Annotated in this window: 22 protein-coding genes; 8 read left to right on the top strand and 14 right to left on the bottom strand. The window is 68.0% G+C overall.

Features of this window, described 5'->3' with window-relative positions; all coding sequences use genetic code 11:
* The first annotated feature begins 95 nt into the window (after positions 1 to 95).
* From H7U20_RS05315 to H7U20_RS05305, 3 genes are all read left to right on the top strand, one after another.
* Positions 96 to 2183 (top strand): EAL domain-containing protein, encoded by a 2088-nt coding sequence (locus H7U20_RS05315; protein WP_233410513.1) that lies wholly within the window; start codon positions 96 to 98, stop codon positions 2181 to 2183.
* A 138-nt stretch (positions 2184 to 2321) separates the two neighbouring features.
* Positions 2322 to 3080 (top strand): fumarate/nitrate reduction transcriptional regulator Fnr, encoded by a 759-nt coding sequence (gene fnr / locus H7U20_RS05310; RefSeq protein ID WP_199518571.1) that lies wholly within the window; start codon positions 2322 to 2324, stop codon positions 3078 to 3080.
* A 79-nt stretch (positions 3081 to 3159) separates the two neighbouring features.
* Entirely contained in the window at positions 3160 to 3618 is a 459-nt protein-coding gene (locus H7U20_RS05305; protein ID WP_199518570.1) for a hypothetical protein, read from the top strand.
* 320 nt (positions 3619 to 3938) lie between these two features.
* Here H7U20_RS05305 and H7U20_RS05300 read toward each other — a convergent pair whose 3' ends face one another.
* The 11 genes from H7U20_RS05300 to H7U20_RS05250 all read right to left on the bottom strand — a co-directional run bounded on the left by H7U20_RS05300 (position 3939) and on the right by H7U20_RS05250 (position 15947).
* Positions 3939 to 4484: a FixH family protein gene (locus H7U20_RS05300; protein WP_199518569.1), complete on the bottom strand. Its 546-nt coding sequence runs from the start codon at positions 4482 to 4484 to the stop codon at positions 3939 to 3941.
* A gap of 10 nt (positions 4485 to 4494) precedes the next feature.
* Positions 4495 to 5886, bottom strand: coding sequence for a cytochrome c oxidase accessory protein CcoG (ccoG, locus tag H7U20_RS05295; RefSeq protein ID WP_199518568.1), 1392 nt, complete (start codon positions 5884 to 5886; stop codon positions 4495 to 4497).
* A gap of 19 nt (positions 5887 to 5905) precedes the next feature.
* A complete protein-coding gene (ccoP, locus tag H7U20_RS05290; protein ID WP_199518567.1) occupies positions 5906 to 6871 on the bottom strand; it encodes a cytochrome-c oxidase, cbb3-type subunit III in 966 nt (321 codons plus the stop codon).
* Positions 6864 to 7028 carry a cbb3-type cytochrome oxidase subunit 3 gene (locus H7U20_RS05285; RefSeq protein WP_199518566.1) on the bottom strand — a complete coding sequence of 55 codons (165 nt, stop codon included), beginning with the start codon at positions 7026 to 7028 and terminating at the stop codon, positions 6864 to 6866. Before H7U20_RS05285 ends, ccoP begins: the two co-directional genes overlap by 8 nt.
* A 1-nt stretch (position 7029) precedes the next feature.
* Complete coding sequence (gene ccoO / locus H7U20_RS05280; RefSeq protein WP_199518565.1) at positions 7030 to 7644, bottom strand: cytochrome-c oxidase, cbb3-type subunit II; 615 nt, start codon at positions 7642 to 7644, stop codon at positions 7030 to 7032.
* 15 nt (positions 7645 to 7659) lie between these two features.
* Positions 7660 to 9087 (bottom strand): cytochrome-c oxidase, cbb3-type subunit I, encoded by a 1428-nt coding sequence (gene ccoN, locus H7U20_RS05275; RefSeq protein ID WP_199518564.1) that lies wholly within the window; start codon positions 9085 to 9087, stop codon positions 7660 to 7662.
* 96 nt (positions 9088 to 9183) lie between these two features.
* Entirely contained in the window at positions 9184 to 9390 is a 207-nt protein-coding gene (gene ccoS / locus H7U20_RS05270; RefSeq protein WP_199518563.1) for a cbb3-type cytochrome oxidase assembly protein CcoS, read from the bottom strand.
* 6 nt (positions 9391 to 9396) lie between these two features.
* On the bottom strand, positions 9397 to 11877 hold the full coding sequence (locus tag H7U20_RS05265) for a heavy metal translocating P-type ATPase (protein WP_199518562.1): 2481 nt from the start codon (positions 11875 to 11877) through the stop codon (positions 9397 to 9399).
* Positions 11874 to 12686, bottom strand: coding sequence for a sulfite exporter TauE/SafE family protein (locus tag H7U20_RS05260; RefSeq protein WP_199518561.1), 813 nt, complete (start codon positions 12684 to 12686; stop codon positions 11874 to 11876). Before H7U20_RS05260 ends, H7U20_RS05265 begins: the two co-directional genes overlap by 4 nt.
* Positions 12687 to 12777: 91 nt before the next feature.
* Positions 12778 to 14211, bottom strand: a complete 1434-nt coding sequence (gene hemN / locus H7U20_RS05255; protein WP_199518560.1) for an oxygen-independent coproporphyrinogen III oxidase — start codon at positions 14209 to 14211, stop codon at positions 12778 to 12780.
* A gap of 71 nt (positions 14212 to 14282) precedes the next feature.
* Positions 14283 to 15947, bottom strand: a complete 1665-nt coding sequence (locus H7U20_RS05250; RefSeq protein WP_199518559.1) for a methyl-accepting chemotaxis protein — start codon at positions 15945 to 15947, stop codon at positions 14283 to 14285.
* Positions 15948 to 16241: 294 nt separating this feature from the next.
* On the opposite strand from H7U20_RS05250, the gene H7U20_RS05245 reads away from it, so the two are divergent.
* Positions 16242 to 19868: a response regulator gene (locus tag H7U20_RS05245; protein WP_199518558.1), complete on the top strand. Its 3627-nt coding sequence runs from the start codon at positions 16242 to 16244 to the stop codon at positions 19866 to 19868.
* Between the two features lie 80 nt (positions 19869 to 19948).
* Here the strand turns inward: H7U20_RS05245 and H7U20_RS05240 are convergent, their stop codons facing one another.
* Positions 19949 to 20380 carry an SRPBCC family protein gene (locus H7U20_RS05240; protein ID WP_199518557.1) on the bottom strand — a complete coding sequence of 144 codons (432 nt, stop codon included), beginning with the start codon at positions 20378 to 20380 and terminating at the stop codon, positions 19949 to 19951.
* 250 nt (positions 20381 to 20630) lie between these two features.
* On the opposite strand from H7U20_RS05240, the gene H7U20_RS05235 reads away from it, so the two are divergent.
* From H7U20_RS05235 to H7U20_RS05220, 4 genes are all read left to right on the top strand, one after another.
* Positions 20631 to 21242: a YfiR family protein gene (locus tag H7U20_RS05235; RefSeq protein WP_199518556.1), complete on the top strand. Its 612-nt coding sequence runs from the start codon at positions 20631 to 20633 to the stop codon at positions 21240 to 21242.
* Positions 21239 to 22504, top strand: coding sequence for a diguanylate cyclase domain-containing protein (locus tag H7U20_RS05230; RefSeq protein WP_199518555.1), 1266 nt, complete (start codon positions 21239 to 21241; stop codon positions 22502 to 22504). Before H7U20_RS05235 ends, H7U20_RS05230 begins: the two co-directional genes overlap by 4 nt.
* Positions 22505 to 22508: 4 nt before the next feature.
* Positions 22509 to 23027 (top strand): OmpA family protein, encoded by a 519-nt coding sequence (locus H7U20_RS05225; protein ID WP_199518554.1) that lies wholly within the window; start codon positions 22509 to 22511, stop codon positions 23025 to 23027.
* Between the two features lie 674 nt (positions 23028 to 23701).
* Positions 23702 to 24562: a LysR family transcriptional regulator gene (locus H7U20_RS05220; RefSeq protein WP_199518553.1), complete on the top strand. Its 861-nt coding sequence runs from the start codon at positions 23702 to 23704 to the stop codon at positions 24560 to 24562.
* A 35-nt stretch (positions 24563 to 24597) separates the two neighbouring features.
* Here the strand turns inward: H7U20_RS05220 and H7U20_RS05215 are convergent, their stop codons facing one another.
* Positions 24598 to 26097, bottom strand: a complete 1500-nt coding sequence (locus tag H7U20_RS05215) for a cation:proton antiporter (protein WP_199518552.1) — start codon at positions 26095 to 26097, stop codon at positions 24598 to 24600.
* 163 nt (positions 26098 to 26260) lie between these two features.
* On the bottom strand, positions 26261 to 26687 hold a 427-nt coding region (locus H7U20_RS05210), incomplete at its 5' end, for a hypothetical protein (protein ID WP_199518551.1).

Here is a 26687-nt window from a genome sequence, read left to right as displayed (position 1 = left end):
CTGCTGAATAGTGTTTCACTGCCCGTCTTTGCTCCGCCCCCTGTACGATTACGAGAAATCAGATGACGCGACAACTATCCTGACACAGGGGGCAATTGGCACTCGACGCGGCGCAGATGGCGATCTGGGATTCCACACTCAGCAATGGCATGGTCATCGACAGCAGCGTCAATTGGGATGGCGCCGGCGCCGCGCTGCTGGGACTGCCTGCGGCGCCGCTGGTGCAACCGTTCGCCAGTTTTCTCGACCTGGTCCACGCCGACGACCGCGATACCCTGCTGGCGGCAATGCAGGACGGCGTCGACCGCCGCAGCGGCTACGGCGTCGAATACCGGGTGCTGTGGCAGGACGGCAGCGTGCACTGGCTGTCCGCCCAGGCCAGTGTGTTCTGCGACTATCAGGGCGAGCCCGTCGGCACGCTGGGCCTGGTCGGCGACATCACTCGGCGCAAGGCGGACGAGCAGCGCACGATGCGCCAGCGCGAACTGGCGGAAATCACCCTGCGCTCGATCGGCGAGGGCGTCATCACCACCGACCAGCAAGGCCGCACCCAGTACCTCAACCGCGTCGCCGAACAATTGACCGGCTGGAGCAAGGAGCAGGCGGCCAGTTGCGACATCGAAACGACGCTGCGTCTGGTCGACGAGAACGGCCATGCCACGCCCGAGCACATCGCCCGCCAGTGCCTGCGCCTGTGCCAGGCGATCGACACCGCCGTCGGCAGCCGGTTGCAACTGGTCACGCGCGACGGCCGCCATGTCGCCGTCGAGGAGTCGGCCGCGCCGATCTGGTCGGACGACGGCCAACTGCTCGGCGCCGTGGTGGTGTTCCGCGACGTCAGCCACGAGCGCAAGCTGAGCAAGCAGCTGTCGTGGAACGCCAGCCACGACGCGCTGACCGGCCTGATCAACCGCCACGAGTTCGAGCGCCAGGTGGCCGCCGCCCTGCACAGCGCCAAGCACGAGGGCCATGTGCACGCGTTGCTCTACATGGACCTGGACCAGTTCAAGGTGGTCAACGACACCTGCGGCCACGGCGCCGGCGACCTGCTGCTGCAACTGCTGGCCAAAATGCTGCAGACGCAGATGCGCGACAGCGACATCCTGGCCCGCCTCGGCGGCGACGAGCTGGGCGTGCTGCTGCCGCACTGCCCGCCCGAGCGCGCCATGCTGATCGCCGACCAGCTGCGCCAATCCATCAAGGATTTCCGCTTCGTCTGGGACAGCCACGCCTTCCAGTTGGGCGCCAGCGTCGGCGTGGTCGAGATCAACCACAACAGCAAGTCGATGAGCGAGCTGCTGATCGCCGCCGACCAGGCCTGCTACCTGTCGAAGGAGCGCGGCCGCAACCGCGTCCACCTGTACCAGGAGTCGGACCAGCGGCTGGCCCAGCGCCACGGCGAGATGATGTGGGTGTCGCGCCTCAAGGAGGCCTTCGAGTGCCGCCTGTTCCGCCTGTACGCCCAGCCCATCGTCAGCCTGAACAGCCACCCCGAGTGCCACGACGAGGTGCTGATCCGCATCCAAAACCCCAAGGGCGAGCTGGTGCTGCCCGGCGCCTTCATCCCCGCCGCCGAGCGCTACGACATGATGACGGCGATCGACCGCTGGGTGATCCGCGCCGTCTGCCACCACATCCACACGGTGCGCGACAGCCTCAACACGGAGCAGGCCTTCATCGCCAGCCACCAGTCGCTGCCGGCGCAGTACTCGATCAACCTGTCGGGCACCTCGCTGAGCGACGAGGGCCTGCACGACTACATCCTCGAACAGTTCGGCCGCTACACCGTGGCCCCCGAGCAGGTCTGCTTCGAGATCACCGAGACGGCGGTGATCGCCAACCTGCCCAAGGCGCAGAGCTTCATGGAGCGCCTGAAGCTGCTCGGCTGCCGCTTCTCGCTGGACGACTTCGGCAGCGGCCTGTCCTCGTTCGCCTACCTGAAGGCGCTGCCGGTGGACTTCCTCAAGATCGACGGCATCTTCATCCGCGACATCGCCAACAACGCCATCAACCGGGCGCTGGTCAAGGCGATCAACGAGGTCGGCCACGTGATGGGCATCCGCACCGTCGCCGAGTACGTCGAGGACGGCCCGACCCTGGCGATGGTGCGCGAGCTGGGGCTGGACTACGCCCAGGGCTACGCGGTGGGCTCGCTGCGGCCGCTGACGGCGGGCTGCGATTGAACCCCGGCGGCGGTCGCGAAAAAATGGCGGGAACGACATCGTTCATCGCACTTGATTTACATTCTTTAAAGCATTAATACTTGATTGCCTGACTGCGGCATAGGCGGTCCGGCGGGGCAAATAGGCTACACTGGCCAGATGAACCAAGCCCTCCCCGCCCCGACCCCGCCCGGCGCCACGCTGGAGCATTTGCGCGCGCGCTGCGCCACCTGCAGCATGCACCAGCTGTGCCTGCCCATGGGACTGGACATGGCCGACATGGACCGGCTCGACCGGATCATCGGCCGGCGCCGCAAGGTGGCCAGGGGCGGCACCTTGTTCCGCATCGGCGCCCCGTTCGGCAGCCTGTACGCGATCCGCCTGGGCCACTTCAAGACCTACCAGCTGAACCCGGACGGCGCCGAACAGATCACCGGCTTCCAGATGGCCGGCGAGCTGCTCGGCATGGACGCCATCTCGACCGACCGCCACCACTGCAACGCCATCGCGCTGGAGGACAGCGAGGTGTGCGAGATCCCCTTCGCCAGCCTGCAGCAACTGCTGGTCGACATGCCGGCCCTGTTGCGCCATTTCCACCGCATGATGAGCCAGGAGATCACCCGCGAGCAGGGCGTGATGCTATTGCTGGGCAATATGCAGGCGACCCAGCGCTTCGCCGCCTTCATCGTCAACCTGTCGTCGCGCTACGAGGCGCGCGGCTACTCGCCCAACAGCTTCCAGCTGCGCATGTCGCGCGAGGAGATCGGCAACTACCTGGGGCTGACCATCGAGAGCATCAGCCGGTTGTTGTCGAAGTTCAAAAAGGAAGGCCTGCTGCGCGTCAGCAACCGCGAAATCGAGCTGCTCAATCCGGCCAGGCTGAAAGCCATCACGGCCGGCACGCAGACCTGCGGCTAGGTGTGGCGAGCGGCGGTCGGCAAGCCGCACAGGCCGTGGTTATTGGGTAAGCTTCATCCTTTCAGCTGAGTAAATTCATATGCCAATGACGACGGTGGCGCTGCGCGTGCTCGGCGAATATGTTGCGCGCGTCCAAGCAAGTGGAAAACTGGAGAAGGTAACTATCAGCAATGCGGTAAAGCTGACGTCACAGCAACAGGCCGACCTACAGCAACTGCTGGTTGGCCTCTGGAAACGAGCAGATTACCTTTGCCCAGCCAATGTGGATTTGAAGCCTCGCCACGGCTACAACAGCAGGGTTATCAAGGACCAATTTACGGGGCAACAGTACATCGACTGGCTGGAGGCAGGCTGTTCCGATGCGGCGGTGGCCGGTGCCGCCGCCGATGGCTCACGCATCCACTTGGGCTTTGGCCCAATGGGTGACTACCCAAATATCACTTACCAATTGGTGGTGCCGATCCGTTCAGATTTCTTTGGAAGCGTGCACATCGACGATGTGATTCCGGATGGATTGCCGGCAGGGGCAAAGAAATAAATTGCAGGTTGCTGGAATATAAATGGAGGAAAGGCAGAGGTAAACGTAAAACAGCCCCCTTGGCTTATCCCATAGACTGTCAAATTTGCTTGCTGCTGAGCGCATTGACACTGAACTATAGGGGCTGTAGGACTGCCACTCGAATATACCCGTTGACGGGTGCATTGTCAAACCCCCGGCCGTGGCAAATGTAAGGCCCGATAGGCGATGAACCTATAGGCGAGGATGGCCGGTGACCGCCTCATCCAATGCGGATTCGCACTTGTCGCGGCCACCGCGCGATCGGCACAACAGCGGCGCGGCGGCGGCGCGGCGGCGGCCTACTCGGCCGGCGCCAGCTGCGGGTCGGCCTGCAGCAGGATCTCGTGCTGGGCCGGCCAGCTCCAGGTGCCGGCCAGGCGCCAGTCGCGTTTTTCGCTTTCCACCTGGACGATCCAGCGGCTGCGTTCGAGCATCGGCAGCGGCACGCTGAAGACGCCGTCGGCGTCCGGCTGGATCGCCAGTTGCACGTCCTTCTCCGGCTGGGTGGCGTGCGACAGCTGCAACAGCAGGCGGCCGGGCACGGCCTGCCCGGCGCCGCCGATGCGGCCGCTCAGCAGGCCGTCGCCGGCGGCGTAGCGCAGCGCCAGCTTGAGCCCCAGGGCGCTGGCGGCGCGGTCGCGCCGCAGGTCTTGGTTGATCGCCTTGCCCTGCTTGTAGTAGTCGCCCACCACCAGCGCGTCCTGGCCCTGGTAGGCCAGGTAGCCGGTGTAGCTGCCGGCCACCACCACGAAGGCGGGGCCGGCCATCAGCAGCCAGGGCCAGCGGTGGCGCCACCAGGGCGCGGCCGAGTCGGCGCGGGCGTTGATCGGAATCACTTCAGGCATCTTGCTCTCCTTAACGCGGCACAAAGAAGACCGCGTGTTCACGTACGTGCAGGCTGGGGTCGTCGATCGACACCAGTTCGATGTCGATCTTGTTCGAACCCTTTTGGCCGACGCCGTGCGCGGTGCGCAGGCGGATCGGATAGGCCAGCGTTTCGGTCGCCGCCACCTTGACGGTGTCGCCGGTCAACTGGGTCAATGTGGCCAAACCCTTGACCGTGATGCGGTAGGTGTGCGGCTGCTCGGTGGTGTTCATGATCTGCAAGCGGTAGACGTTCTCGATCATGCCGTCCTCGACCTCGCGGCCCAGGGTGCCGCGGTCGCGGATCACGTCGAGCTTGAGCGGCATGCGGAACCACAGCGCGGTGCAGACGGCGGCCACGATCAGGCCGAGGATGGCGGTGTAGATCAGCACGCGCGGGCGCAGCGCGTGGGCGCGGATCTGCGCCGTCGTGTAGTTCTCGGCCATGGCGTGGTCGGTGCTGTAGCGGATCAGGCCGCGCGGCTGGCCGACCTTGTCCATCACGTCGTTGCAGGCGTCGATGCAGGCGGCGCAGCCGATGCACTCGTATTGCAGGCCCTCGCGGATGTCGATGCCGGTCGGGCAGACCTGCACGCACATGGTGCAGTCGATGCAGGAGCCCAGCTTGGCGTTGGCCTCCTCGTCGCGGCGGCGGGCGCCGCGCGGTTCGCCGCGCTTGCCGTCGTAGGTGATGATGAGGGTGTCGCGGTCGAACATCGAGCTCTGGAAGCGGGCGTAGGGGCACATGTACTTGCACACCTGCTCGCGCATCCAGCCGGCGTTGCCGTAGGTGGCGAAGCTGTAGAACAGCACCCAGAACCATTCCCAGGGACCGAAGTTGAGCGTCTGCACCTCGTGCGCCAGCGTCTTGATCGGAGTGAAATAGCCGACGAAGGTGAAGCCGGTCCACAGCGCCAGCGCGCCCCAGGCCAGGTGCTTGGCGGTCTTCTTGAGATACTTGGCGGCGGACGGTCCCTGCTTGTCGAGCGCCATGCGCGCGCTGCGCTTGCCCTCGATTTTGCGTTCGATCCACAAGAACATCTCGGTGTACACCGTTTGCGGGCAGGCGAAGCCGCACCAGACCCGCCCCGCCATCGCCGTCGCCAGGAACAACAGGTAGGCGCTGATGATCAGCAGGGCGGCCAGGTAAATGAAGTCCTGCGGCCACAGCACCAGGCCGAAAATATAGAACTTGCGGGCGGCCAGGTCGAACAGCAGGGCCTGCCGTCCGTTCCAGCTCAGCCAAGCCAGCCCGTAGAACGCGAGCTGGGTCAGCCAGACGCACAGCCAACGGATGTTGGCGTAGCGTCCCTTGGTCTCGCGCGGATAAATCTCCTCGCGGGCGGCGTACATCTTGATGACTTGTGGTTGTGGTGCGTTCATCGCTCAGATACTGCTCTTCTTACTGCTGTCCGGCGGGCTTGGCGGCGGCGGCGGCAGATTGGTTGACCTCGTTCGACAAGCTCCACACGTAGGCGGCCAGCACATGCACCTTGCCCTCGCCGAGGAAGTCCGAGAAGGCCGGCATGGTGTTGTTGCGACCCTTGCGGATGGTTTCCATGATGGTCTCGGCGCTGCCGCCGTAGAGCCACACCTTGTCGGTCAGGTTGGGCGAGCCCAGCGCCTGGTTGCCCTTGGCGTCGGCGCCGTGGCAGGCCATGCAGGCGCCGAACTTGGCCTTGCCGAACACCGCCTTGATCGGGTCGGAAGTCGAACCGGACAGGCTCAGCACGTATTGGGCGACGTTCTCGACGTCCGCGTCGCTGCCCAGCGCGGCGGCCATGCTCGGCATCACGCCGTTGCGGCCGTGCATGATCGTGGTCTTGATGACGTCGGGCGCGCCGCCGTGCAACCAGTCCTTGTCGGTCAGGTTGGGGAAGCCCTTGTTGCCGCGCGCGTCGGAGCCGTGGCACTGCGCGCAGTAGGTCAGGAACAGGCGCTCGCCCATGGCGTGGGCCTTGGGATCGGCGGCCACCGCTTTCAGGTCCTGCTTCAGGTACTGGCTGAACAGCGGGCCGTAGTCGGCGTCGGCCTTTTTCAGCTCGGCCTGGTACTCGCCTGTCGATTTCCAACCCAGGCTGCCGGCGTAGGTGCCCAGGCCCGGGTACAGGAACAGATAGGCCAGGCCGAACACGATGGTGATGTAGAACAACCACATCCACCAGCGCGGCATCGGCGTGTTCAGCTCGGTCAGGTCCTCGTCCCAGACGTGGCCGGTGGTGCCCACCGGCGCGCCGGGCGCGGCCGACTCGCCAGGCTGCAGCTTGTGCTTCGACTGGGCGTACAGCAGGATGCCGCAGCCGAACACGCCGAGCATGGTCAGCACGACGATGTAGATGTTCCAGAAACCGCTGGTGAAATCAGACATGGGGGGTCTCCTCGTCGGCGAAGGGCAGTTGCGCCGCCTCGGCGAAATTGTCCGTGTTACGGCGGGAGAAGGCCCACCACATGATGCCGATGAAGGTGATGAAGGAAATCACCGTCATCACGCTGCTGGCGCGGTCGAACAGGTTGTCGATAACCATGCTAGTTCCTCGTTTTGATTAATGTGCCCAGGCCTTGCAGGTAGGCGATCAGGGCGTCTTCTTCGGTCTTGTCCTTGAGCGCCTCGGGCGCGGCGGCGATCTCGGCCTCGCTGTACGGATCGCCCAGGCGGCGCAGCGCGCGCATCTTCGGCACGATCTCCTGCGGCACCAGCTTGGTGGTCGACAACCAGGGGTAGTTCGGCATGTTCGACTCGGGCACCACGTCGCGCGGATTGTTCAAGTGGGTCTTGTGCCATTCGTCGCTGTAGCGGCCGCCGACGCGCGCCAGGTCCGGCCCGGTGCGCTTGGAACCCCACTGGAACGGCCGGTCGTAGACGAACTCGCCGGCCACCGAGTAGTGGCCGTAACGCTCGGTCTCGGCGCGGAACGGCCGCACCATCTGCGAGTGGCAGTTGTAGCAGCCTTCGCGCACGTAGATGTCGCGGCCGGCCAGGCGCAGCGGCGAGTAGGGTTTCAGGCCGGCCACCGGCTCGGTGGTCGACTTCTGGAAGAACAGCGGGATGATCTCGACCGCGCCGCCGATGCTGACCACCACGGTCACCAGGGCGATCAGCAGCCAGGGGTTCTTTTCAATCCATTCATGGGTAAATTTCATCGTCAGCTCCAGGGTTTAGGCGTGAGCCGCCGCCAGCGCGGGAATGCGGGCCGTCACGGTGGCGCGGTTGCGCAGCGTCATGTAGGTGTTGTAGCCCATCAGGCACATGCCGGTCAGGTACAGCAGGCCGCCGGCGACCCGCACCACGTAGTAGGGATAGGTGGCCTTGACGCCTTCGACGAAGGTGTAGGTCAGGGTGCCGTCGGGGTTGACCGCGCGCCACATCAGGCCCTGCATCACGCCGGCGATCCACATCGCGGCGATGTACAGCACGATGCCGATGGTGGCGACCCAGAAGTGCACGTCGATCAGCTTGGTGCTCCACATCTTGGTGTCGCCGGCCATGCGCGGCAGCAGGTAGTAGATCGAGCCCATGGTGATGAAGCCGACCCAACCCAGGGCGCCGCCGTGGACATGGGCGATGCTCCAGTCGGTGTAGTGCGACAGGGCGTTGACGGTCTTGATCGACATCATCGGACCTTCGAAGGTGGCGATGCCGTAGAACGACAGCGAGACGATCATGAACTTCAGGATCGGGTCGGTGCGCAGCTTGTGCCAGGCGCCCGACAGGGTCATGATGCCGTTGATCATGCCGCCCCACGACGGCGCCAACAGGATCAGCGAGAAGACCATGCCCAGCGACTGGGTCCAGTCGGGCAGAGCGGTGTAGTGCAGGTGGTGCGGACCGGCCCACATGTAGGTGAAGATCAGCGCCCAGAAGTGGACGATCGACAGGCGGTAGGAGTACACCGGCCGCTCGGCCTGCTTGGGGATGAAGTAGTAGACCATGCCCAGGTAGCCGGCGGTGAGGATGAAGCCGACCGCGTTGTGGCCGTACCACCACTGGATCATGGCGTCCTGCACGCCCGAGTAGGCCGAGTAGGACTTGAACAGCGAGGCCGGCATGCTGGCGCCGTTGACCACGTGGAGGATGGTCACGGCCAGGATGTAGCCGGCGAAGAACCAGTTGGCGACGTAGATGTGCTTGACCTTGCGCTTGAGCAGGGTGCCGAAGAAGACGATGGCGTAGGCGATCCAGACGACGGCGATCAGGATGCTGATCGGCCATTCCAGCTCGGCGTACTCCTTGCCGCGGGTGTAGCCCAGCGGCAGGGTGACGACGGCGCTCAGGATCACCGCCTGCCAGCCCCAGAAGGTGAAGGCGGCCAGCTTGTCGGAGAACAGCCGCACCTGGCAGGTGCGCTGCACGACGTAGTAGGAGGTGGCGAACAGGCCACAGATGCCGAAGGCGAAGATGACGGCGTTGGTGTGCAGCGGACGCAGCCGTCCGTAGGTCAGCCAGGGTATGTCCAGGTTCAGGGCAGGCCACGCCAGTTGGGCGGCGATGATGACGCCGACCAGCATGCCGATGATGCCCCAGACTACCGTTGCGATCGCGAATTGCTTCACGATTTTGTAGTTGTAGTTCAGTGCTTGATCCACTTGATTCTCTCCCGAGATTACTTCGATGATGTAAATCACAGAATACGGGTTCGAACCTTCAAAAACTTTGATTCAGATCAAAATTGCCTGATTGAATTAATGCGTGGAATCACCATTTTGCTGCGCCGCGTCAACCGGGCCGGCCGGGGCGGCGGGCGGGCTCGAATCGTCGTCCTGCAGCACGCGCATGCCGGGGCCGACCAGGTCGTCGAACTGGCCGCCGTCGGAGGCGCTGAAAAACACCCACAGGGCGACGAAGACCATGATGACGGACAGGGGGACGAGCAGAAAAAGAGCTTCCATGGCGGTTCAGTCGCGCCGCAGGCGCATTGCGTTGGCCACCACGACGGCGGAGCTGAGCGCCATGCCGACGCCGGACAGCCAGGGATTGAGGTAGCCCAGCGCGGCGGCCGGGATCGCCAGCAGATTGTACACGGTGGCCCAGGCCAGGTTCTGCCGGATCACCCGCATCGCCTTGGCCGCCGTGCGCGCCGTGTCGGCCACCGAGGCCAGCCGGCCCGACAGCAGCACGGCGTCGGCGTGGGCCTGGGCCAGCGCGGCGCCCGAGCCCATGGCGAAGGAGACGTCGGCGGCGCTGAGCACGGCGGCGTCGTTGATGCCGTCGCCGACCATCGCCACCACGGCGCCCTGTTGCTGCAGGCGCTGCACATAAGCCAGCTTTTGTTCCGGCAGGTAGCCGCCGGACGCCTCGGCGATGCCGAGGCGGGCGCCGACCTGCGCGGTCAGGGCGTGCTGGTCGCCGCTGAGCAGGACGATGTTCTTGCCGGCGCGGCGGAAGTAGTCGACGGTGGCGGCGGCGTCCGGCCGCAGGCCGTCCTGCAGATGGAAGCAGGCCAGCCAGTCGCCGGCGCCGCCCAGGTAGACCGGCGTCATGCCGTCCGGCACGGCGTGCTCCGGTTCGGCCGCCGCGCCGCTCAGGCCGGCGACGAAGCTGGCGCTGCCCAGGCGGTATTGGCGGCCGTGCAGCCAGCCCTCCAGGCCCTGGCCGGGCACTTCGACCATCTTCTCCGCCTGCCACCAGTAGGCCGGCTGCAGCGGCTCCTCGGCCGGCGCGGCGGCGCGCAGGGCGCGCGCCAGCGGATGGGCGCTGTCGGCCTCCAGCGCGGCGGCCAGGCGCAGGCAGTGCTCGCGCCGCATCGGGCCGAGCAGGGCGGTGTCCTGCAACTGCGGCCGGCCCAGGGTCAGCGTGCCGGTCTTGTCGAACACGATGTGGCTGGCGCGGTGCAGGGTTTCCAGGGTGTGCGGGCCGACCACCAGCACGCCACGGCGCAGCAGGCGGTCGATGGCGGCGGCCAGCGCGCTCGGCGTCGCCAGCGACAGCGCGCAGGGGCAGGACACCACCAGCACGGCGATGGCCACCGGCCAGGCCAGCTCGGGCGCGTACCAGCGCCAGAAGACGAAGGTGGCGGCGGCGAACAGCAGCAGCGCGCCGACGAACCAGGCGGCGACGCGGTCGGCCCACTGGGCGATGCGCGGCTTGTCCTGGCCGGCGCGGTCGATCAGGCGGACCAGGTCGGACAAGGTGCTGTCGCGGCTCGGCCGCAGCACCCGCGCCACCACGGCGGCGCTGGCGTTGATGGCGCCGCCGGGCACCTCGTCGCCGACGCCACGGCGCTGCGGCGCGCTCTCGCCGCTGAGCAGCGACAGGTCGAGCGCGGTCCGGCCGTCGACGATGGCGCAGTCGGCCGCCACCGCCTCGCCCGGCTTGACCAGGATGAAATCGCCGGCCGCCAGCGCGGCGGCCGGCACCACGGCGCCGGCGCGGCTGGCCGGCCAGTCGGCCAGTTTGGTGGCGGCGGCGGGCAGGGCGTGCTGCAGTTTTTCCAACGCGCCGGCGGCCTTGCGGCGCGCCAGCAGTTCCAGATAGCGGCTGGCCAGCAGCAGGAAGATGAACATCGTCACCGAGTCGAAATACACCTCGCCGTGGCCGCGCCAGGTGGCCACCAGGCTGGCGCCGAAGGCGGCGACGATGCCCAGCGCCACCGGCACGTCCATGCCCAGCGCGCGGGCGCGCAGGCTGGCCCAGGCGCCGCGCAGGAAGGGCTGGGCCGAGTAGAGGACGGCCGGCAGGGTCAGCAGCAGGCTGGCCCAGCGCAGCAGGCTGGCCATGTCGTCGTCCAGGGTGCCGGACTCGGCCAGGTAGGCCGGCGCCACGTACATCATCACCTGCATCATCGCCAGGCCGGCGACGAACAGCTGGCGGCCCAGGGTCTTGCCGGCGCGGCGCAGCTGCTCGCTGTGGCGCGCCGCGTCGTAGGGGTAGGCGGCGTAGCCGATGGCGTGCAGGGCGGCGAGGATGTCGCCGGGCCGGCAATCGGCCGGGTTCCAGCAGACGTAGAGGCGCTCGGTGGCGACGTTGAGCTGGGCGCTGCGCACGCCGGGCAGGCGGGCCAGGCGCCGCTCGATCAGCCAGACGCAGGCGGCGCAGCGGATGCCCTCGACCGCCAGGGTGGTCTCGCGGCTGTCCTCGTCGAGGGCGAAGCGGGGGTCGGCGTTGTCGTACAGTTGCAGCTCGGGCGGCACCAGCTGGGCGCCCTCGGCGCTGACGGCGAAGGCCGAACGGGTGCGGTAGTAGTCGTCCTGGCCCAACTCGACGATGGTCTGCGCCACCGCCTCGCAACCGGGGCAGCACATCGGCTGCGACTGGCCGGCGATGCTTACGCGCCAGTTCGACCTGGCCGGCACCGGCAGGCCGCAGTGGTAGCAGGCCAATGCCGGGCCGGCGGCGGGCGCGGCGGCGCCGGCCGGGCTGTCCGGCTTGGCGCTCATGGGTGGCCCGTCAGGCACAGCGCGTCGATCCAGCCCAGCGACAGGCCGTTGGCGGCGCGCGCCAGGCCGAGCAGACCGAAGGACAACACCAGCAGGCCGCCGGCGATGCGCACGGCGCGCCGCCGCAGCGTTTCGCGCAGGCGGGCGCCGAGCAGGCCGAGGCCGAGCAGCATCGGCAGGGTGCCCAGGCCGAAGGCCAGCATGACGGCGGCGCCGGCAGCGGCCGAGCCGCTCAGCATGGCCGTCAGCAGCACGCTGTAGACCATGCCGCAGGGCAGCCAGCCCCACAGGCCGCCCAGCGCCAGCGCCTTGGCCGCGCTGTCCATCGGCAGCAGCGGCGCCAGCAGCGGCTGGACGCGGCGCCAGACCGGCTGGCCGGCCGCCTCCAGCCGGGCCAGGCCGCGCCAGGCGTCCATCAGGTACAGGCCGAGCGCCACCAGCATCAGGTTGGCCAGCCAATAGAAGCCGATCTGCAGGCCGGCCAGGCGGGCCAGGCTCTGCGCGCCGCCGGCCAGGCCGCCGGCCAACGCGCCGGACAGCATGTAGCTGCCGATGCGGCCGCCGTTGTAGGCCAACACCCGGGCCAGCCGGTCCGCCGGGGCGACCGCCGGCGCTCCGGCGGGGGAGGCCGGCGACGGCGCCGCCAGCGCGATGGCGATCACCGGCTGCGGCCCGGGCCTGGACTGGGGCCGGGGCCGGGGCCGCGAGGCCGCCGACAGGGCGCCGACAATCCCGCCGCACATGCCGACGCAGTGGACGCTGCCGGCCAGGCCGACCAGGAATATTGGCAAAAGTTGCAGACCGCTCATGTTGGCTTGGAATCGTTGAATATCGTTGAATATCGTTTTATATCGTTTATACGATATATATCGTTTATATGATTTAGTTAATTTATATAGTTTAAATTGTTTTTGAGTAGCGCAGGGGCTGCGGCGCGTTTTCCCGCGCCTCGCTCAGGTAACGGTCGAAAATCATGCAAATATTGCGGATCAGCAAGCGGCCCTTGGGCGTGACGGTCAGCCAGTCCGGCTCGATGCTGAGCAAACCGTCCGCCTGCAGCGCCGCCAGCTTCTCCAGCTCGGCCGCGAAGTAGCTGCGGAATTCGATCGGGTAGGCCTGCTCGATCGACTCGATCGACAGCTCGAAATTGCACATCAGCATCTGGATGATGATACGCCGCAGCAGGTCGTCGGAGTTCAACTTGATGCCCCGGGCGATCGGCAGCTTGCCCTCGTCGAGCTTTTCGTAATAGGCCTCCAGCGTCTTCTCGTTCTGGCAGTAGGTGGCGCCGACGGCGCTGATGGCCGACACGCCGCAGGAGATCAGATCGGCCTCGGCGCGCGTCGAATAGCCCTGGAAGTTGCGGTGCAGCCGGCCCTGGCGCTGGGCGATGGCCAGGTCGTCGTCCGGCTTGGCGAAATGGTCCATGCCGATGTAGACGTAGCCGGCGGCGCACAGGCGGCGGATGCACAGCGCCAGCATGTCCAGCTTGACCTGGGCCGGCGGCAGCTCGGCCTCGTCGATGCGGCGCTGCGGCTTGAACAGGTGCGGCATGTGGGCGTAGTTGTACAGGGCGATACGGTCCGGGCTGGCGTGGATGACCTTGTCGAGGGTCTGCGCCATCGTCGTCATGTTCTGCAGCGGCAGGCCGTAGATCAGGTCGATGCTGATCGAGCGGAAGCCGGCCGCCCGCGCCGCCTCGATGATGGCCACCGTCTCGGCCTCGGGCTGGATGCGGTTGACCGCCTTCTGCACCTCGGGGTCGAAGTCCTGCACGCCCAGGCTGATGCGGTTGAAGCCCTGCGCGCGCAGCGAGTGGACCCGCTCGCGCGAAACGGTGCGCGGGTCGATCTCGATCGAGTACTCGCCGACGTCGTCGGCGGCGAACTCGAACTGGTGGCGCAGGTGGGCCATCAACTCGCCCATCTGGCGGTCGCTCAGGTAGGTCGGCGTGCCGCCGCCGAAGTGCAACTGCTCGATCTGGTTCATGCCGGCGAACAGGCGCGCCTGCATCTCGATCTCCTGCTTCAGGTAGCTCAGGTAGGTGGCCGCCTTGCTGCGGTCCTTGGTGACGATCTTGTTGCAGCCGCAGTAGTAGCACACCGTGTCGCAGAAGGGGATGTGCAGGTACAAGGACAACGGGCGGCGGCCGCCGCGCATGCGCAGGCCGGCGACGGCCTCGAGGTAGTTGCCGTAGCCGAAGTCGGGCCGGAAGCGGTCGGCGGTCGGGTAGGAGGTGTAGCGCGGTCCGGATTGGCTGAGTTTTCCGATGATGTCGGCGTCGAACTGGACCGAGGGGAAAAACGCGACGTTCTGGCTGGCGGTGGTGGGCATGGTNNNNCTTGCAACCGCGGTTACGGGTGGGGGCGGGCGGGGGCGGGTGGGCGGCGGGCGGCGGCCCGGCCTCAGGCGGCCAGCCGCTTCTGCGCCACCGGCTGCTGCCGCGCCTTGGCGCCGGCGCCGGGCGCGCCGCGCCGGCCGCGCGATTCCGCCACGGTGCGGCCGAACTTGAACAGGCTGACCGCCTGGGTCAGGCCGCCGGCCTCGTTGGCCAGGCTGGCGGCGGCGGCGGCGGCCTCCTCGACCAGGGCGGCGTTCTGCTGGGTCACCTTGTCCATGTGGGCGATGGCGGCGTTGACCTGGTCGACGCCGATGCTCTGCTCGCGCGAGGCGGTCGAGATCTCCTGCATGATGGCGGTGACGCGCTGCACCGAGCTGACCACCTGCTGCATGGTCGAGCCGGCGCGGTGCACCTGCACCATGCCGGCGCTGACCTTGCCGACCGACAGGTCGATCAGGTTCTTGATGTCCTTGGCGGCGGTGGCGCTGCGCTGGGCCAGGTTGCGCACCTCGCCGGCGACGACGGCGAAGCCGCGCCCCTGCTCGCCGGCACGGGCCGCCTCGACCGCCGCGTTCAACGCCAGGATGTTGGTCTGGAAGGCGATGCCCTCGATCAGGGCGATGATGTCGACGATCTTCTTCGACGAGGAATTGATGTCGTCCATCGTGGCGATGACGTCGGCGACGATCTCGCCGCCCTGCACCGCCACCAGCGAGGCGCTGAGGGCCAGCTCGTTGGCCTGCACCGAGTTGTCGGCGTTCTGCTTGACGGTGGCGGAGAACTGCTCGACGGAGGAGGCGGTCTCCTCCAGGCTGGCGGCCTGCGCCTCGGTGCGGCCGGACAGGTCGGCGTTGCCGGCGGCGATCTGGCGGGTCGCCACGGCCATCGTCTCGACGTTGACGCGCACGTCGCGGATGGTGGCGATCAGGTTGCTGTTCATCTGCTGCAGGGCGCGCAGCAGCTGGCCGACCTCGTCGGTCGACTCGGTCTCGAAGGTGCCCGACAGGTCGCCGGCGGCGATGGCGCGGGCGCCGTGCAGGGCCCGGTGCAGCGGCTGCAGCACGCCGGAGCGCAAGGTCCACCAGAGGAAGACGTTGACCAGCAGGCCGACGAAGGTGGCGCCGAAGATCGCGTAGTTGGTCGCCGTCAAGGGGCCGTCATGGCCCAGCAGCACGGCCAGACAGGTGCCCAGTTGCAGCGTGTTGACCACGCTGGTGCACAACCAGATGCGCAGCGCCAGCGAAACGTGGCGCAGGCGCGACAGCATATTGCCCAGTCCGGGCCGGTCGATCTGGCCGTTCTTGATGCGCAACCGGCTGCCGGCCCGCTTCAGTTCGCGGTAGGCCTGCTCGGCCTTGGCCACCAGTTGGCGCTCGGCCTTGACCCGCACCGACATGTAGCCGATGGTGCGGCCGTTCTCGCGGATCGGCGTGATGTTCGCCTTGACCCAGTAGAAGTCGCCGTTCTTGCAGCGGTTTTTGACCAGGCCGGTCCACGGCGAACCGTGCTTGAGCGAGCGCCACAGGTCGGCGAAGGCCTCGGCCGGCATGTCGGGGTGGCGCAGGATGTTCTGCGGCTGGCCCAGCAGTTCGGCCTCGCTGTAGCCGCTGACGTGGGTGAAATACGGGTTCACATAGGTGATGTTGCCGTCCAAATCGGTTTTTGAGACGATCGCTTGGTCGTCCATGACCTCGACTTCTTGATTGGTGACAGGTTGATTGTTACGCATCTCGTCTCTCCGGGACTGGGGGGGTGTTCTTGTGATACAGCAAGATATGCGGCCAGTGTAAGGAGTCGGGCCGCCAAATTTATTGATGTAGATCAAAATTGCCCGGATTGCCTGTGCTAGCGCGGCGCGTCGACCGCCGCCGGCGCCGGCCCGGCCGGGGCCGCCGCTTGCATGGCGCAAGCCGGCGCCATGGGCCGGGCGCGGGCACTTCTTTGCTCCTTGCCAAGGCCGCGTATTGATAGGAGAATTCTTCAGCCGACCGGCGCGTCGCCGGCCGCCGCACACAAGGAACTCATGAAGCCACTCGGCATCAAAGCCAAGGTCGTCTTGGCCACCAGCGTCACGTCGATCCTGATGATAGGCATCGTGACCGTGGTGCAGATGCAGCGCATGTGCGACGACTTCACCACCGTCCTGTTCGCCCAGCAGAACGCGCTGATCAACCGCACCGCGCAGGACCTGGACGACAAGCTCGGCCTGCTGCTCGACGTGCTGGCGCTGTCGGCCCGCACCACGCCGCTGGCCGTCACCGGCTCGGCCGACAAGCTGCGCGCCCATTTCGGCGACCGCGTGCTGCTGGCCATGTTCGACGACCTGCTGGTCCTCGACCGCGACGGCCAGGTCGTCGCCGACCTGCCGCAGCAGCCCGGCCGCACCCTGGTCAACGCCGCCGACCGCGCCTACTTCCAGCGCGTGATGCGCGAGCGCAAGCCCTTCATCACCGAGCCGCTGATCGGCCGCGGCAACAAGCAACCCATCGTGCAGATGGTCGCCCCGGTGCTCGACGCCAAGGGCGAGGTGGCCTGCGTGCTGGTCGGCGTGCTGCGCCTGTACAAGGACAGCCTGCTGGGCCACCTGCGCACCGCCAAGGTCGGCAAGAGCGGCTACTACTTCGCCCTGACCCGCACCGCCGTGCCGGTCTACGTGCTGCACCCGGACCCGAAGCGCCTGCTGCAGCCGCGCCCGGCCAACGCCAACCCGGCCACCAGCGAGGCGCTCAACCAAGGTTTCGAGGGCACCACCATCAGCACCAACAGCACCAACAGCAGCCAGCTGCGCGCCCTGGTCAGCTACAAGATGCTCAAGTCGGTCGACTGGATGCTGGCCGCCTCGCTGCCGGTGGAGGAGGCCTTCGAGCCCTTCGACGGCCTGCTGTCGCGGCTGGCGCTGTGGAGCTTCCTGGCGGCGCTGCTGACGGCGGCGCTGATCGGCTGGCTGACCTCGAACCTGCTGGCGCCGCTGGTGCGCCTGCGCGACGCCATCGTCCGCCTGCGCGCCGACGCCAGCAGCTACGTGCCGCTGCTGGTGCGCACCCAGGACGAGGTAGGCCAGCTGACCATGGCCTTCAACAGCCTGATACACGAGCGCCTGGCCACCGACGCCCGCCTGCAGGGTCTGATCGAGTTCGCCCCCAACGCCATCGTGGTGATCGACGGCGACGGCCGCATCGAAACCTTCAACCGCCAGGCCGAGGTGTATTTCGGCTATGCGCGCAGCGAGATCCTCGGCCAGCCGCTCGAAACGCTGGTGCCGGAGCGGCTGCGGGCGCGCCACGTGGTGCACCGCCAGCGCTTCTTCTCGACCCGCCTGAGCGCCGAGCCGGTGCGCATGGGCCGCGACGCCACCCTGTGGGGCCTGCGCAAGGACGGCAGCGAGTTCCCGCTGGAGATCAACCTGAGCGCGGTGCGCACCGACCAGGGCACCAAGACGCTGTCGATGATCTCCGACATCACCGAGCGCCACCGCCTGCAGCTGGAGGTGGCCGCCCGCGCGCTGGAGCTGGAGCGCGACCGCGACCGCGCCGAAGCGGCCAACCGCGCCAAGAGCGACTTCGTGGCCAACATGAGCCACGAGATCCGCACGCCGATGAACGCCGTGCTGGGCATGGTCCACCTGCTCGGCAACACCGCGCTGACCAGCGAGCAGCGCAAATACCTGGCCATGGTGCGGGTCTCCGGCCAGTCGCTGATGGGCATCCTCAACGACGTGCTCGACTTTTCGAAGATCGAGGCGCGGCGGATGGAGCTGGCGCCGGTCGAGTTCGTGCTCGACGAGACCATGGACGCGCTGGCGACCACCATGACCATGAACGCCGGCGACAAGGAGCTTGAGCTGGCCATCGACGTCGACCCGGCGGCGCCGCGCCGGCTGCGCGGCGACGCGCTGCGGCTGCAGCAGATCCTGGTCAACCTGGCCGGCAACGCGATCAAGTTCACCGAGCAGGGCGAGGTGCTGGTCAGCGTCAAGCTCAGCGCGCGCCAGGGCCAGCGCGCGCTGCTGCGCTTCGAGGTGCGCGACACCGGCATCGGCATCCCCCTCGAGCAGCAGGCCCAATTGTTCACCGCCTTCTCGCAGGGCGACGAGAGCATCATCCGGCGCTTCGGCGGCACCGGCCTGGGGCTGGCCATCACCAAGCACCTGGTCGAGCTGATGGGCGGCCAGATCGCCGTCAGCAGCCCGCCCGGCGAAGGCACGCGCTTCTGGTTCACCCTGCCCTTCGAGGTGGTGGCCGAGCAGGCCGGGCCGCGCCGCAAGCCCGACATCGGCCCGCTCAAGCTGCTGGTGGTCGACGACAACCGCACCAGCCGCGAACTGATCGCCCGGTTGATCCGCGCCTGGGGCTGGAGCGCCGACGAAGCCGCCAGCGGCGAGGCCGCCGTCGCCCTGGTCGGCGCCCAACTGGCGCGGGCGCAGCGCTACGACGCGGTGCTGGCCGACTGGCACATGCCCGGCATGGACGGCCTGGCCACGGCCAAGGCCTTGCGCCGCGCCGCCGCCGGCGCGCGCCAGCCCATCGTGGTGATGGTCAACGCCTTCGCCCGTGGCGACCTGGCGGCGATCTCCGCCGCGCCCGAGGCCGACGCCGTGCTGGTCAAGCCGATCACCAGCTCCAACCTGTTCGACGCGCTGCACCAGGCGCTGGCCACCCACGACGGCCGCGACGAGGCCCACCTGGTCGAGCAGGGCGGCGCGCCGGACCGCCTGCGCGGCGCCCACCTGCTGCTGGTCGAGGACAATCTGCTGAACCAGGCGGTGGCGCGCGGCATCCTCGAACACGCCGGCGCCACGCTCGACGTGGTCGGCGACGGCCAGCAGGCGGTCGACCTGTTGCGCGTCGACGCCGGCCGCTACGACCTGGTGTTGATGGACATGCAGATGCCGGTGCTCGACGGCTTCAGCGCCACCCGCATCCTGCGCCAGGAGCTGGGCCTGGCGCTGCCGGTGGTGGCGATGACGGCGGCGGTGCTGACGGCCGAGCGCGAACGCTGCGTCGAGGCCGGCATCAGCGACTTCATCCCCAAGCCGATCGAGGTCGAGGAGATGCTGGCGGTGATCCTGCGCCACCTGCCGGAGGTGGCCCGGCGGGGCGGCACGCAGCGGACCATGCGCGCCGCCGCCGACGCCGACCGCGCGCCGACCGAGGCCATGCCGGCGGCCGGCGCCGCGCCAACGCCCGCGCCGATACCTATGCCGGTGCCGCTCCACGCGGCCGTGGCCGCGCCCATGCCGGTGTCGGCGCCCGTGTCCGCGCCCGTCCCGCCGGCCGTATCGGCCAGCACGGCCGACACCGTCTTCAATATGGACAGCCTGATGCGGGTGATGGGCAAGGACCCGAAAGGCCGCACGGTGATGTTCAAGCTGGTGCGCGGCGCCCTGGGCGGCGGCCTGGAGCCGGTCGACCAGGCCGACCTGGCGCTGCGCGAGGGCCGCCCGCAGGACGCCGGACGGCTGCTGCACAGCCTGCGCGGCGCCGTCGGCGTGCTCGGCGCCAAGCGCCTGATCCAGGCCACGCTGGACGCCGAGAGCGCCATCCACGAGGGCCGCGCCGACCAGCTGGAGGCCCAGCTGGTCAACGTCCGCCGGGTGCTCGAACAGACGCTGGACGAGGCCCGGGTCTGGCTGGAACAAGAGGACCGCTAGTAGCCGGCGTTGGCCCGGGTTGCCGACGCCGACGCCGGCACCGGCCGCGCCGGGCGCCGGGCGCCGTCCGGGGCGGCCGCTCAGGCCATCTTGTCGAGCTGGTGCTGCAGGCGGTCCAGGTTCTGCTCGTTGGCCTCGACCACCAGCTTGCTGATGCGGGCGCACTCGGCGGCGCTATCGAAACGCATGGTCCAGTCCAACCAGGTGCCGCCGTCCTGCTCCTTGAACAGGAAGGTGGCCTCGAACTGCGGCCCGGACAAGTGGCGCAAGACGATGCGCGCCGGCGCGTCGACGACGACGAACTCGCAATCGTTGGGATAATTGACGCCGTCCGGCCCGTGCATGACGAAGCGCCACAGGCCGCCCGGCTGCATGTCGAACACCTTGAAGGTGTTGCTGAAGCCCTCCGGCCCCCACCAGCGCGCCAGGACGGCCGGGTCGCTGAAGGCGCGGAACACTTGCGGTGGCGCCGCCGCGAACTGGCGTGAGCTCACAATTTCGGTATCGTTCATAGCGTGTATCCTCCAGGCTAGCGGGCGAAACTTCGGCTGTCCGGGAAATAGTACCGCAAATGCGGCGCGCGCTTCCACGCCGTCCCGCTGCCGGGCCGCCGCCTTGGCACCGCCCCGGGGCGCCAAGGCGGGACGCCAAGGCGGCGCCGATCTTATTTTTCGGAATCATCTATAAACAATCATCAACATTGGCCGATAATCCAATATGCGCCTATGCCGTCCCCCTTTCCAGCGATCCCCAGCCCCACCTATGGCCGTCCACCTTGCCCCGCCACCTTGCCCACTGCGCTGTGACGCCGCCCCATCCGCCGCGCCGCGCCTGACGGCGCTCAGCCTGGCCGTGCTGTTGCTGCTCGGCATGCCAGCGCCAGCCGCCCGCGCCCAAAGCGCGGCACAGGTGTCGACGCCGACCGCCGACGCCAGGCGCGGCCAAGAGGTGGCCCGCGTCGTCGCCGGCATCAACAGCTATGTGCGCTGGCCGGCGCCGCACCCGCAGACCCTGGTCTGTGTGTTCGGCAACACCCGCTACGCCGACGCCCTGCTCGACCCGGCCGGCGGCGGCCACCTGCGCGCCATCCGCGCCGTCGGCGACCACGAGGACATGCCCGGCGCCTGCCAGATCGCCTATCTGGGCGCGCTGGGCGCGTTCGAGCGCGACCGCCTGATGGCCCATCTCATCGGCCGGCCCGTCCTGTCGATCAGCGAGGCCAACCCCAACTGCGCCGCCGGCGGCATGTTCTGCCTGAAGTTCCGCGACAACCAGCTGGCCTTCGAGGTCGACCTCGACGCCGTCGCCCGCAGCGGCCTGCGGGTGCATCCGAACGTGCTGCTGCTGGCCAAGCGCAAGGCGGCGACGCCATGACGCCGTTGCTGCCGCAGCCGGCGCACAGCCCGCGCCCCTCGCTCGACCAGGTGCTCACCAAGGCGCACCGCCGCGTCGCCTGCATCGCCGTGGCGCTGGCCGGGCTGGCGCTGACCATCGCCGGCCTGGGCGCGCTGCGCTTCTACTCGGAACAGAATCTGCGCCTGGTGGCGCGCTCGCTCAGCTACACGGTGGAGGCCGCCGTGGTGTTCGACGACGCCCAGGCGGCGCAGGAGGCGCTGCTGCTGATCGGCGGCCACGAGGATGTCGCCGAGCTGGAGGTCAGCAACATCGAAGGCCGCGCGCTGGCGCGCTGGTCGCCCGGCGCGCGCGGCGCCCGCGCCCGGCTGGAGCAAACCCTGACCGGCTGGCTGATGCCCAGCCCGCTGCTGTTCCCCGTCCTGCACGACGGCCAGACCATCGGCCAGATCCGCCTGGTGCCGCTGGGCCGCGGCCTGCTGCAGTACCTGCTCAGCGGACTGGCCTGCGTCTGCCTGTGCCTGGCCATCAGCATCGCCGTGGCGGCGCGGCTGGCACGCCGCATGCAGGCCGAGATCACCGGCCCGCTGCGCGACTTGGCCGGCGTGGCGCACCGCGTGCGCTGCGACCGCAGCTTCGGCCTGCGCGTGCCGGACGCCGGCATCGCCGAACTGAACGCGCTCAACGGCGACTTCAACGCCCTGCTCGACGAGCTCGAAGCCTGGCAACAACACCAGCAGAAGGAACACGCCACCTTGTCGCACCGCGCCAGCCACGACAGCCTGACCGGCCTGTCGAACCGCGCCCTGCTCGAGAGCGAGCTGGCCAAGGCGCTGGAACAGGCCGCCGCCGAGCAGGGCCTGGTGGCCCTGCTCTACCTCGACAGCGACCGCTTCAAGGAGATCAACGACCGCCACGGCCACGCCGCCGGCGACGCCGTGCTGGTCAACATCGCCGCGCGCATCAAGACCCTGCTGCGCAGCAACGACCTGGTGGCCCGGCTGGGCGGCGACGAGTTCGCCATCCTGCTGCGTCCGCTGCGCCACGGCGCCGACGCGCTGGCCATCGCCGACCAGATCATCGCCGCCATGGCGCAACCGATCCGCCTGCCCACCGGCGACGACATTTACAGCTCCCTCAGCATCGGTGTTGCGCTGTATCCACAACACGGCGCCGACCCGGCCGCCATGCTGCTGGCCGCCGACGAGGCGATGTACCAGGCCAAGCAGCGCCGCCGCGGCACCCGCCAGCTGGCCGAGCTTCCCCACACCATTTCAGGATAAGTCTATGAGCCCATCCCTCCCATTCCGCCGCCGCGTCCTGCGGGCGGCCTTGCTGCCCCTGTTGGCCACGCTGACCCTGGCCGCCTGCCAGAGCGCGCCGCCGGCGCCGCCGCCGCGCTTCAACGCCAGCCAGGTGGCCATGTTCAGGGAGCTCGGCTTCAGCCAGACCGACGAGGGCTGGGAACTGAGCTTCGCCGAGAAGCTGCTGTTCGATTTCGACGCCCACAAGCTCAACGGGCCGAGCCGGGTGGCGGTGGGCAAGGTCAGCGCCGCGCTGCGCTCGGTCGGCATCGGTCATTTGCGCGTCGAAGGCCACACCGACGGCGCCGGCAGCGATGCCTACAACAACAAGCTGTCGTTGCAGCGGGCCAACGCCGTGGCCGACGCCATGAGCGAGGCCGGCATCCAGCGCGAGGACATCGTCGCCCTCGGCCACGGCAAGAACAACCCGGTGGCCGACAACGCCACGGCCGCCGGCCGCGCCGAGAACCGCCGTGTCGCCATCATCGTGCTGGCGCCCTAAGCCCGTTCGGCCGCCTGGCCGGTTTGACACAGGCCGCGGCAACAGGCCGCGGCAACAGGTAGTTTTCCGCTGCATCGGCACGCGCCGCCATCCCCCCACGCGGCGCGCCGCCCCATCCCCCATCCATGCCAGCCGCGCGGACCGGACCAGTCCGCGCAATTCCCGGCGGCGCCACGCCCGGTTCGGATTAATGTCAAATTTTTCTTAATAGAATTTAACAAATTGTCGACTTTTTAGTTAAACTTAAGGCATTCCTATCCATCAATGTTATTGATATAGATAAAGTATAAATTAATTAACTCGGTTGTTCCCCCTTCTCGCCTGGAGGATGATTGCCTTAGGCGCGGTTGGCAGCGCTTCCCGCCCCCTCCCCACGCATTTCCCAAGGAACCAACATCCACGAATCCATCGTCTTGGATGGCGAGGTCGACGCCTTGCCGGAACAACACGAAGAAAGGAGGTCGGAAAATCGAAAGCGCGTCCACAGCGATGTTCGCCCAGGCAGGCAGAGAAATCGCAGGGCAGGCCGCCAGTTGTGACCGTCTGGCTCGACCATAGTTTCTGCGTTTACTGTTTGATGGGATTTATCTTGCCCCCTCAAGGGCGTCGCAGCGCGGCGGCCCGAGCGGGAGCGCATTGGCCAATGTCTGAACTTAATCTCTCCAACTACGCATATGAAACTCAGCCACTTTCAGATCCTCAAAGTAGTCTCCGACACCGGGAGCTTCAGCGCCGCAGCCGCCATCCTGGGTTGCACCCAATCGAATGTCAGCCATGCGATCGCGACGATAGAAAAATATGTCGGCCGCAAACTACTGGTACGCTCGCGCAGCGGCTGCCAGCCTGCGGACGGCAGCATCGAGATCATCCTCAAGGGACACCAGTTGTTGGAAATACTCGACGGCATGCGCCAGCCCAGCGACGACGTGTCGGGGCTGGTCAGGCTGGGCTGCTTCCGCAGCGTCGGCGCCAACCTGCTGACCCAGGTTCTCAGCGCGGTTTTTCTGGAGCACCCCAACATCCAGTTCGACGTCTTCGACGACACCGAGGAGGAGGACGGCATCCGCGAGCGCCTGCTGCACAACCTGCTCGACATCGCCATTTCCTGCGACATCGACGACAAGCGCTTCGTCTCCAAGCCCTTCATGGTCGATCCCTACATGCTGCTGCTGCCGCCCAGCTTCGAGGGCGACGTCGACTGCTACTCGCAGCTGCGCGGACTGCACTACATCCAGCACGCCAGCACCTGCTCGCGCTCGGTGATGCAGCAGTTGAAGAGCCATGGCTTCGAAAACAACACCTTCCGCAGCATGGCCAACGCGCACAACGTGGCGGCGCTGGTCGACGCCGGGGCCGGCTTCTCCATCCTGCCCCGGCTGGCCATCGCCCCCTTCCAGCAGCGCTGCCGCTTGCTGAAGCTGCCGACGCCGGTCGAACGTCACTTTTACCTGATCAGCCGTCCCGCCTCGCTGCGCTCGGGGGCCGTCAATGCCGTGCTCAAGCACGTGCAGAATTGGCGCGGCGACGGCAACTGAGACGGCGCGCCGGCGCGCCCGCCGACCGGCCGGGCTCACGCCGGCGGCGTGGCGCCCGGCAGCAGGCGGCGCAACAGGGGACTGGTCATCAGCGTGGTGGCCAGCGCCATGATGACCATCATCGTGAACAGGGTCGGCGAAATCGCGCCGATCTCCAGTCCCACGTTGAGGATCACCAGCTCCATCAGGCCGCGGGTGTTCATCAGCACGCCGACGGCGCCGGCGTCGCGCCAGCCCAGGCCGCTGACGCGGGCCGACAGCGTCGCCCCGCCCAGCTTGCCGGCCATGGCCACCGCCACCACCAGCACGCAGGTCAACGTCAACTCCCAGCCGGCGATCAGGCCGATCGAGGTCTTCAGGCCGGCCAGGGCGAAGAACAGCGGCAGCAGCAGGACGATGGTGAAGCCTTCCAGACGGGCGTGCAGAGCCTCGCTCAGGGCATGCCCGCGCGGCATCAGCACGCCGGCGATGAAGGCGCCGAACAGGGCGTGCAGGCCGAGCCATTCGGTGGCGGCCGCCGAGGCCAGCGCCAGCAGCAAGGCCAGCGCCAACCAGTCGTCGCCCAAGCGGCCGCGCCGCGCGCAGAAGTCGCCCAGGCGGCGCAGCAGCGGGCGCACGGCGCCGAACATGAATGTCAGATACACCAGCGCGCCGGCCAGCATCGGCCAGATCGCCCCTAGCTCGCCCGAGCCGCGCACCACGATCACCGCCAGCGCCAGGATGGTCCAGGCGGTGACGTCGTCGACGGCGGCGCAGGCCAACGTCAGCACGCCGACCCGGCTGCGGGCCAGGCCGCTTTCGGCCAGGATGCGCGCCAGCACGGGGAAGGCGGTCACGCTCATCGCCGCGCCCATGAACAGGGCGAAGCCGGCAAAGCTGACGCCGGCCGGCGCGAAGCGCGGGAACAGCCAGTAGGCCAGCGCCACGCCCAGGCACAGCGGCATGCCGATGCTGCTGTGGCTGACGATCAGCGCCGCGCCGCTGTCGCGCCGCAGCAGGCCGGCGTCGAACTCCAGCCCCACCAGGAACATGTAGACCAGCAGACCGATCTGGCTGATCGAGCCCAGCGCCGCCAGGCTGGACGGCGGGAACAGGGCGGCGGACACCTCGGGCATCATCGCGCCCAGCACGGACGGCCCCAGCATCAGGCCGGCGATCATCTCGCCCACCACCTGGGGCTGGCCCAGGCGGCGGAACAGGGCGCCCACCAGGCGGGCCGAGGCGAGCACCAGGCCGATCTGGATCAGCATCAGCAGCAGCGGGGGCGGCGACGGCCACAGCGCCGCCGGGGCGGCCGCAGCGGCGGCGGCCCCGGCATTGGTGGCGGTGGCATTGGTGGCGGTGGCGGTGGCGGTGGCGGTGGCGGTGGGTGCGCGCGCCAGGCCGGCGCCCAGGTAGAGCAGCAGCGCCAGCAGCAGCAACGGCAGGCCGACCAGCAGCAGATAGTGCAGGCTGTGGCGATACCAGCTGAGCGTGCGTGGCGGCCGCGCGCCGCCCAGCCAGTCGGCCGGCAACAGGGTCGGATCGGCGGACATTCAGTCTCCCGCCAAACGACCGCGCCCGGCCGCAACCGGCCGCAGCGGGTCGGGCGCGATGGCACAACGATGGTTCTGCTTCATGATGCTCCTTGAATGTGGGGCTGGCAGGCGGCGGCAGCCAAGCACTTGCCCGCCGCCCCCGGCCCCGGACCGGACCGCCTCAGACGAGGCTGGGCTGAGCCCGGGCCTGAGCCTGAGCCACCTCCTGCGGCGCCGTCACCAGCAGCATCTGGTTCAGCGCCAGGTGCTTGAGCAACATTCGCTGCGCTTGGCTCAACTCGGCCTTCAGCTCGCCGTAACGCCGCGCGGATTGTAGCAGTGTGAACAGCGCCTTGCCGCCTTCGCGCTCGTCGACGAAGCGGACCTGCGTGGCCAGCGCCTGGCCGCTGCGGTGGAAACGGCTCACCGGCAACAGGTGTTCGATCATCGAAGGGATCACCTTGCTGTTGGCGATCGGGTCGCGCCAGTACTCGGCGATCTTGGCGCGGATGTGGGCCGGCAGGCCCATCGGCGGAATGCTGCCCTTGAAGCCGGGGATGTCGAGGCCGTGGCCGTCGCGCACCAGCAGGTCGGCCGGCGCCTGCACC

The sequence above is a fragment of the Rugamonas violacea genome, from assembly GCF_016461825.1.
Classification (GTDB): domain Bacteria; phylum Pseudomonadota; class Gammaproteobacteria; order Burkholderiales; family Burkholderiaceae_D; genus Rugamonas.
This window is presented reverse-complemented; position numbering and strand designations above follow the sequence as displayed.

What these genes read in the sequence shown, in the direction of transcription:
- H7U20_RS05245 (WP_199518558.1), top strand. Translation starts at nt 16,242, where the DNA reads ATGAAGCCACTCGGCATCAAAGCCAAGGTCGTCTTGGCCACCAGCGTC.
- ccoS (WP_199518563.1), bottom strand. Translation starts at nt 9,390, where the DNA reads ATGGAAGCTCTTTTTCTGCTCGTCCCCCTGTCCGTCATCATGGTCTTC.
- ccoG (WP_199518568.1), bottom strand. Translation starts at nt 5,886, where the DNA reads ATGAACGCACCACAACCACAAGTCATCAAGATGTACGCCGCCCGCGAG.
- H7U20_RS05300 (WP_199518569.1), bottom strand. Translation starts at nt 4,484, where the DNA reads ATGCCTGAAGTGATTCCGATCAACGCCCGCGCCGACTCGGCCGCGCCC.
- H7U20_RS05240 (WP_199518557.1), bottom strand. Translation starts at nt 20,380, where the DNA reads ATGAACGATACCGAAATTGTGAGCTCACGCCAGTTCGCGGCGGCGCCA.
- H7U20_RS05265 (WP_199518562.1), bottom strand. Translation starts at nt 11,877, where the DNA reads ATGAGCGCCAAGCCGGACAGCCCGGCCGGCGCCGCCGCGCCCGCCGCC.
- hemN (WP_199518560.1), bottom strand. Translation starts at nt 14,211, where the DNA reads ATGCCCACCACCGCCAGCCAGAACGTCGCGTTTTTCCCCTCGGTCCAG.
- fnr (WP_199518571.1), top strand. Translation starts at nt 2,322, where the DNA reads ATGAACCAAGCCCTCCCCGCCCCGACCCCGCCCGGCGCCACGCTGGAG.
- H7U20_RS05260 (WP_199518561.1), bottom strand. Translation starts at nt 12,686, where the DNA reads ATGAGCGGTCTGCAACTTTTGCCAATATTCCTGGTCGGCCTGGCCGGC.
- H7U20_RS05220 (WP_199518553.1), top strand. Translation starts at nt 23,702, where the DNA reads ATGAAACTCAGCCACTTTCAGATCCTCAAAGTAGTCTCCGACACCGGG.
- ccoO (WP_199518565.1), bottom strand. Translation starts at nt 7,644, where the DNA reads ATGAAATTTACCCATGAATGGATTGAAAAGAACCCCTGGCTGCTGATC.
- H7U20_RS05305 (WP_199518570.1), top strand. Translation starts at nt 3,160, where the DNA reads ATGCCAATGACGACGGTGGCGCTGCGCGTGCTCGGCGAATATGTTGCG.
- H7U20_RS05230 (WP_199518555.1), top strand. Translation starts at nt 21,239, where the DNA reads ATGACGCCGTTGCTGCCGCAGCCGGCGCACAGCCCGCGCCCCTCGCTC.
- ccoP (WP_199518567.1), bottom strand. Translation starts at nt 6,871, where the DNA reads ATGTCTGATTTCACCAGCGGTTTCTGGAACATCTACATCGTCGTGCTG.
- H7U20_RS05250 (WP_199518559.1), bottom strand. Translation starts at nt 15,947, where the DNA reads ATGCGTAACAATCAACCTGTCACCAATCAAGAAGTCGAGGTCATGGAC.
- H7U20_RS05225 (WP_199518554.1), top strand. Translation starts at nt 22,509, where the DNA reads ATGAGCCCATCCCTCCCATTCCGCCGCCGCGTCCTGCGGGCGGCCTTG.
- H7U20_RS05235 (WP_199518556.1), top strand. Translation starts at nt 20,631, where the DNA reads ATGGCCGTCCACCTTGCCCCGCCACCTTGCCCACTGCGCTGTGACGCC.
- H7U20_RS05215 (WP_199518552.1), bottom strand. Translation starts at nt 26,097, where the DNA reads ATGTCCGCCGATCCGACCCTGTTGCCGGCCGACTGGCTGGGCGGCGCG.
- H7U20_RS05285 (WP_199518566.1), bottom strand. Translation starts at nt 7,028, where the DNA reads ATGGTTATCGACAACCTGTTCGACCGCGCCAGCAGCGTGATGACGGTG.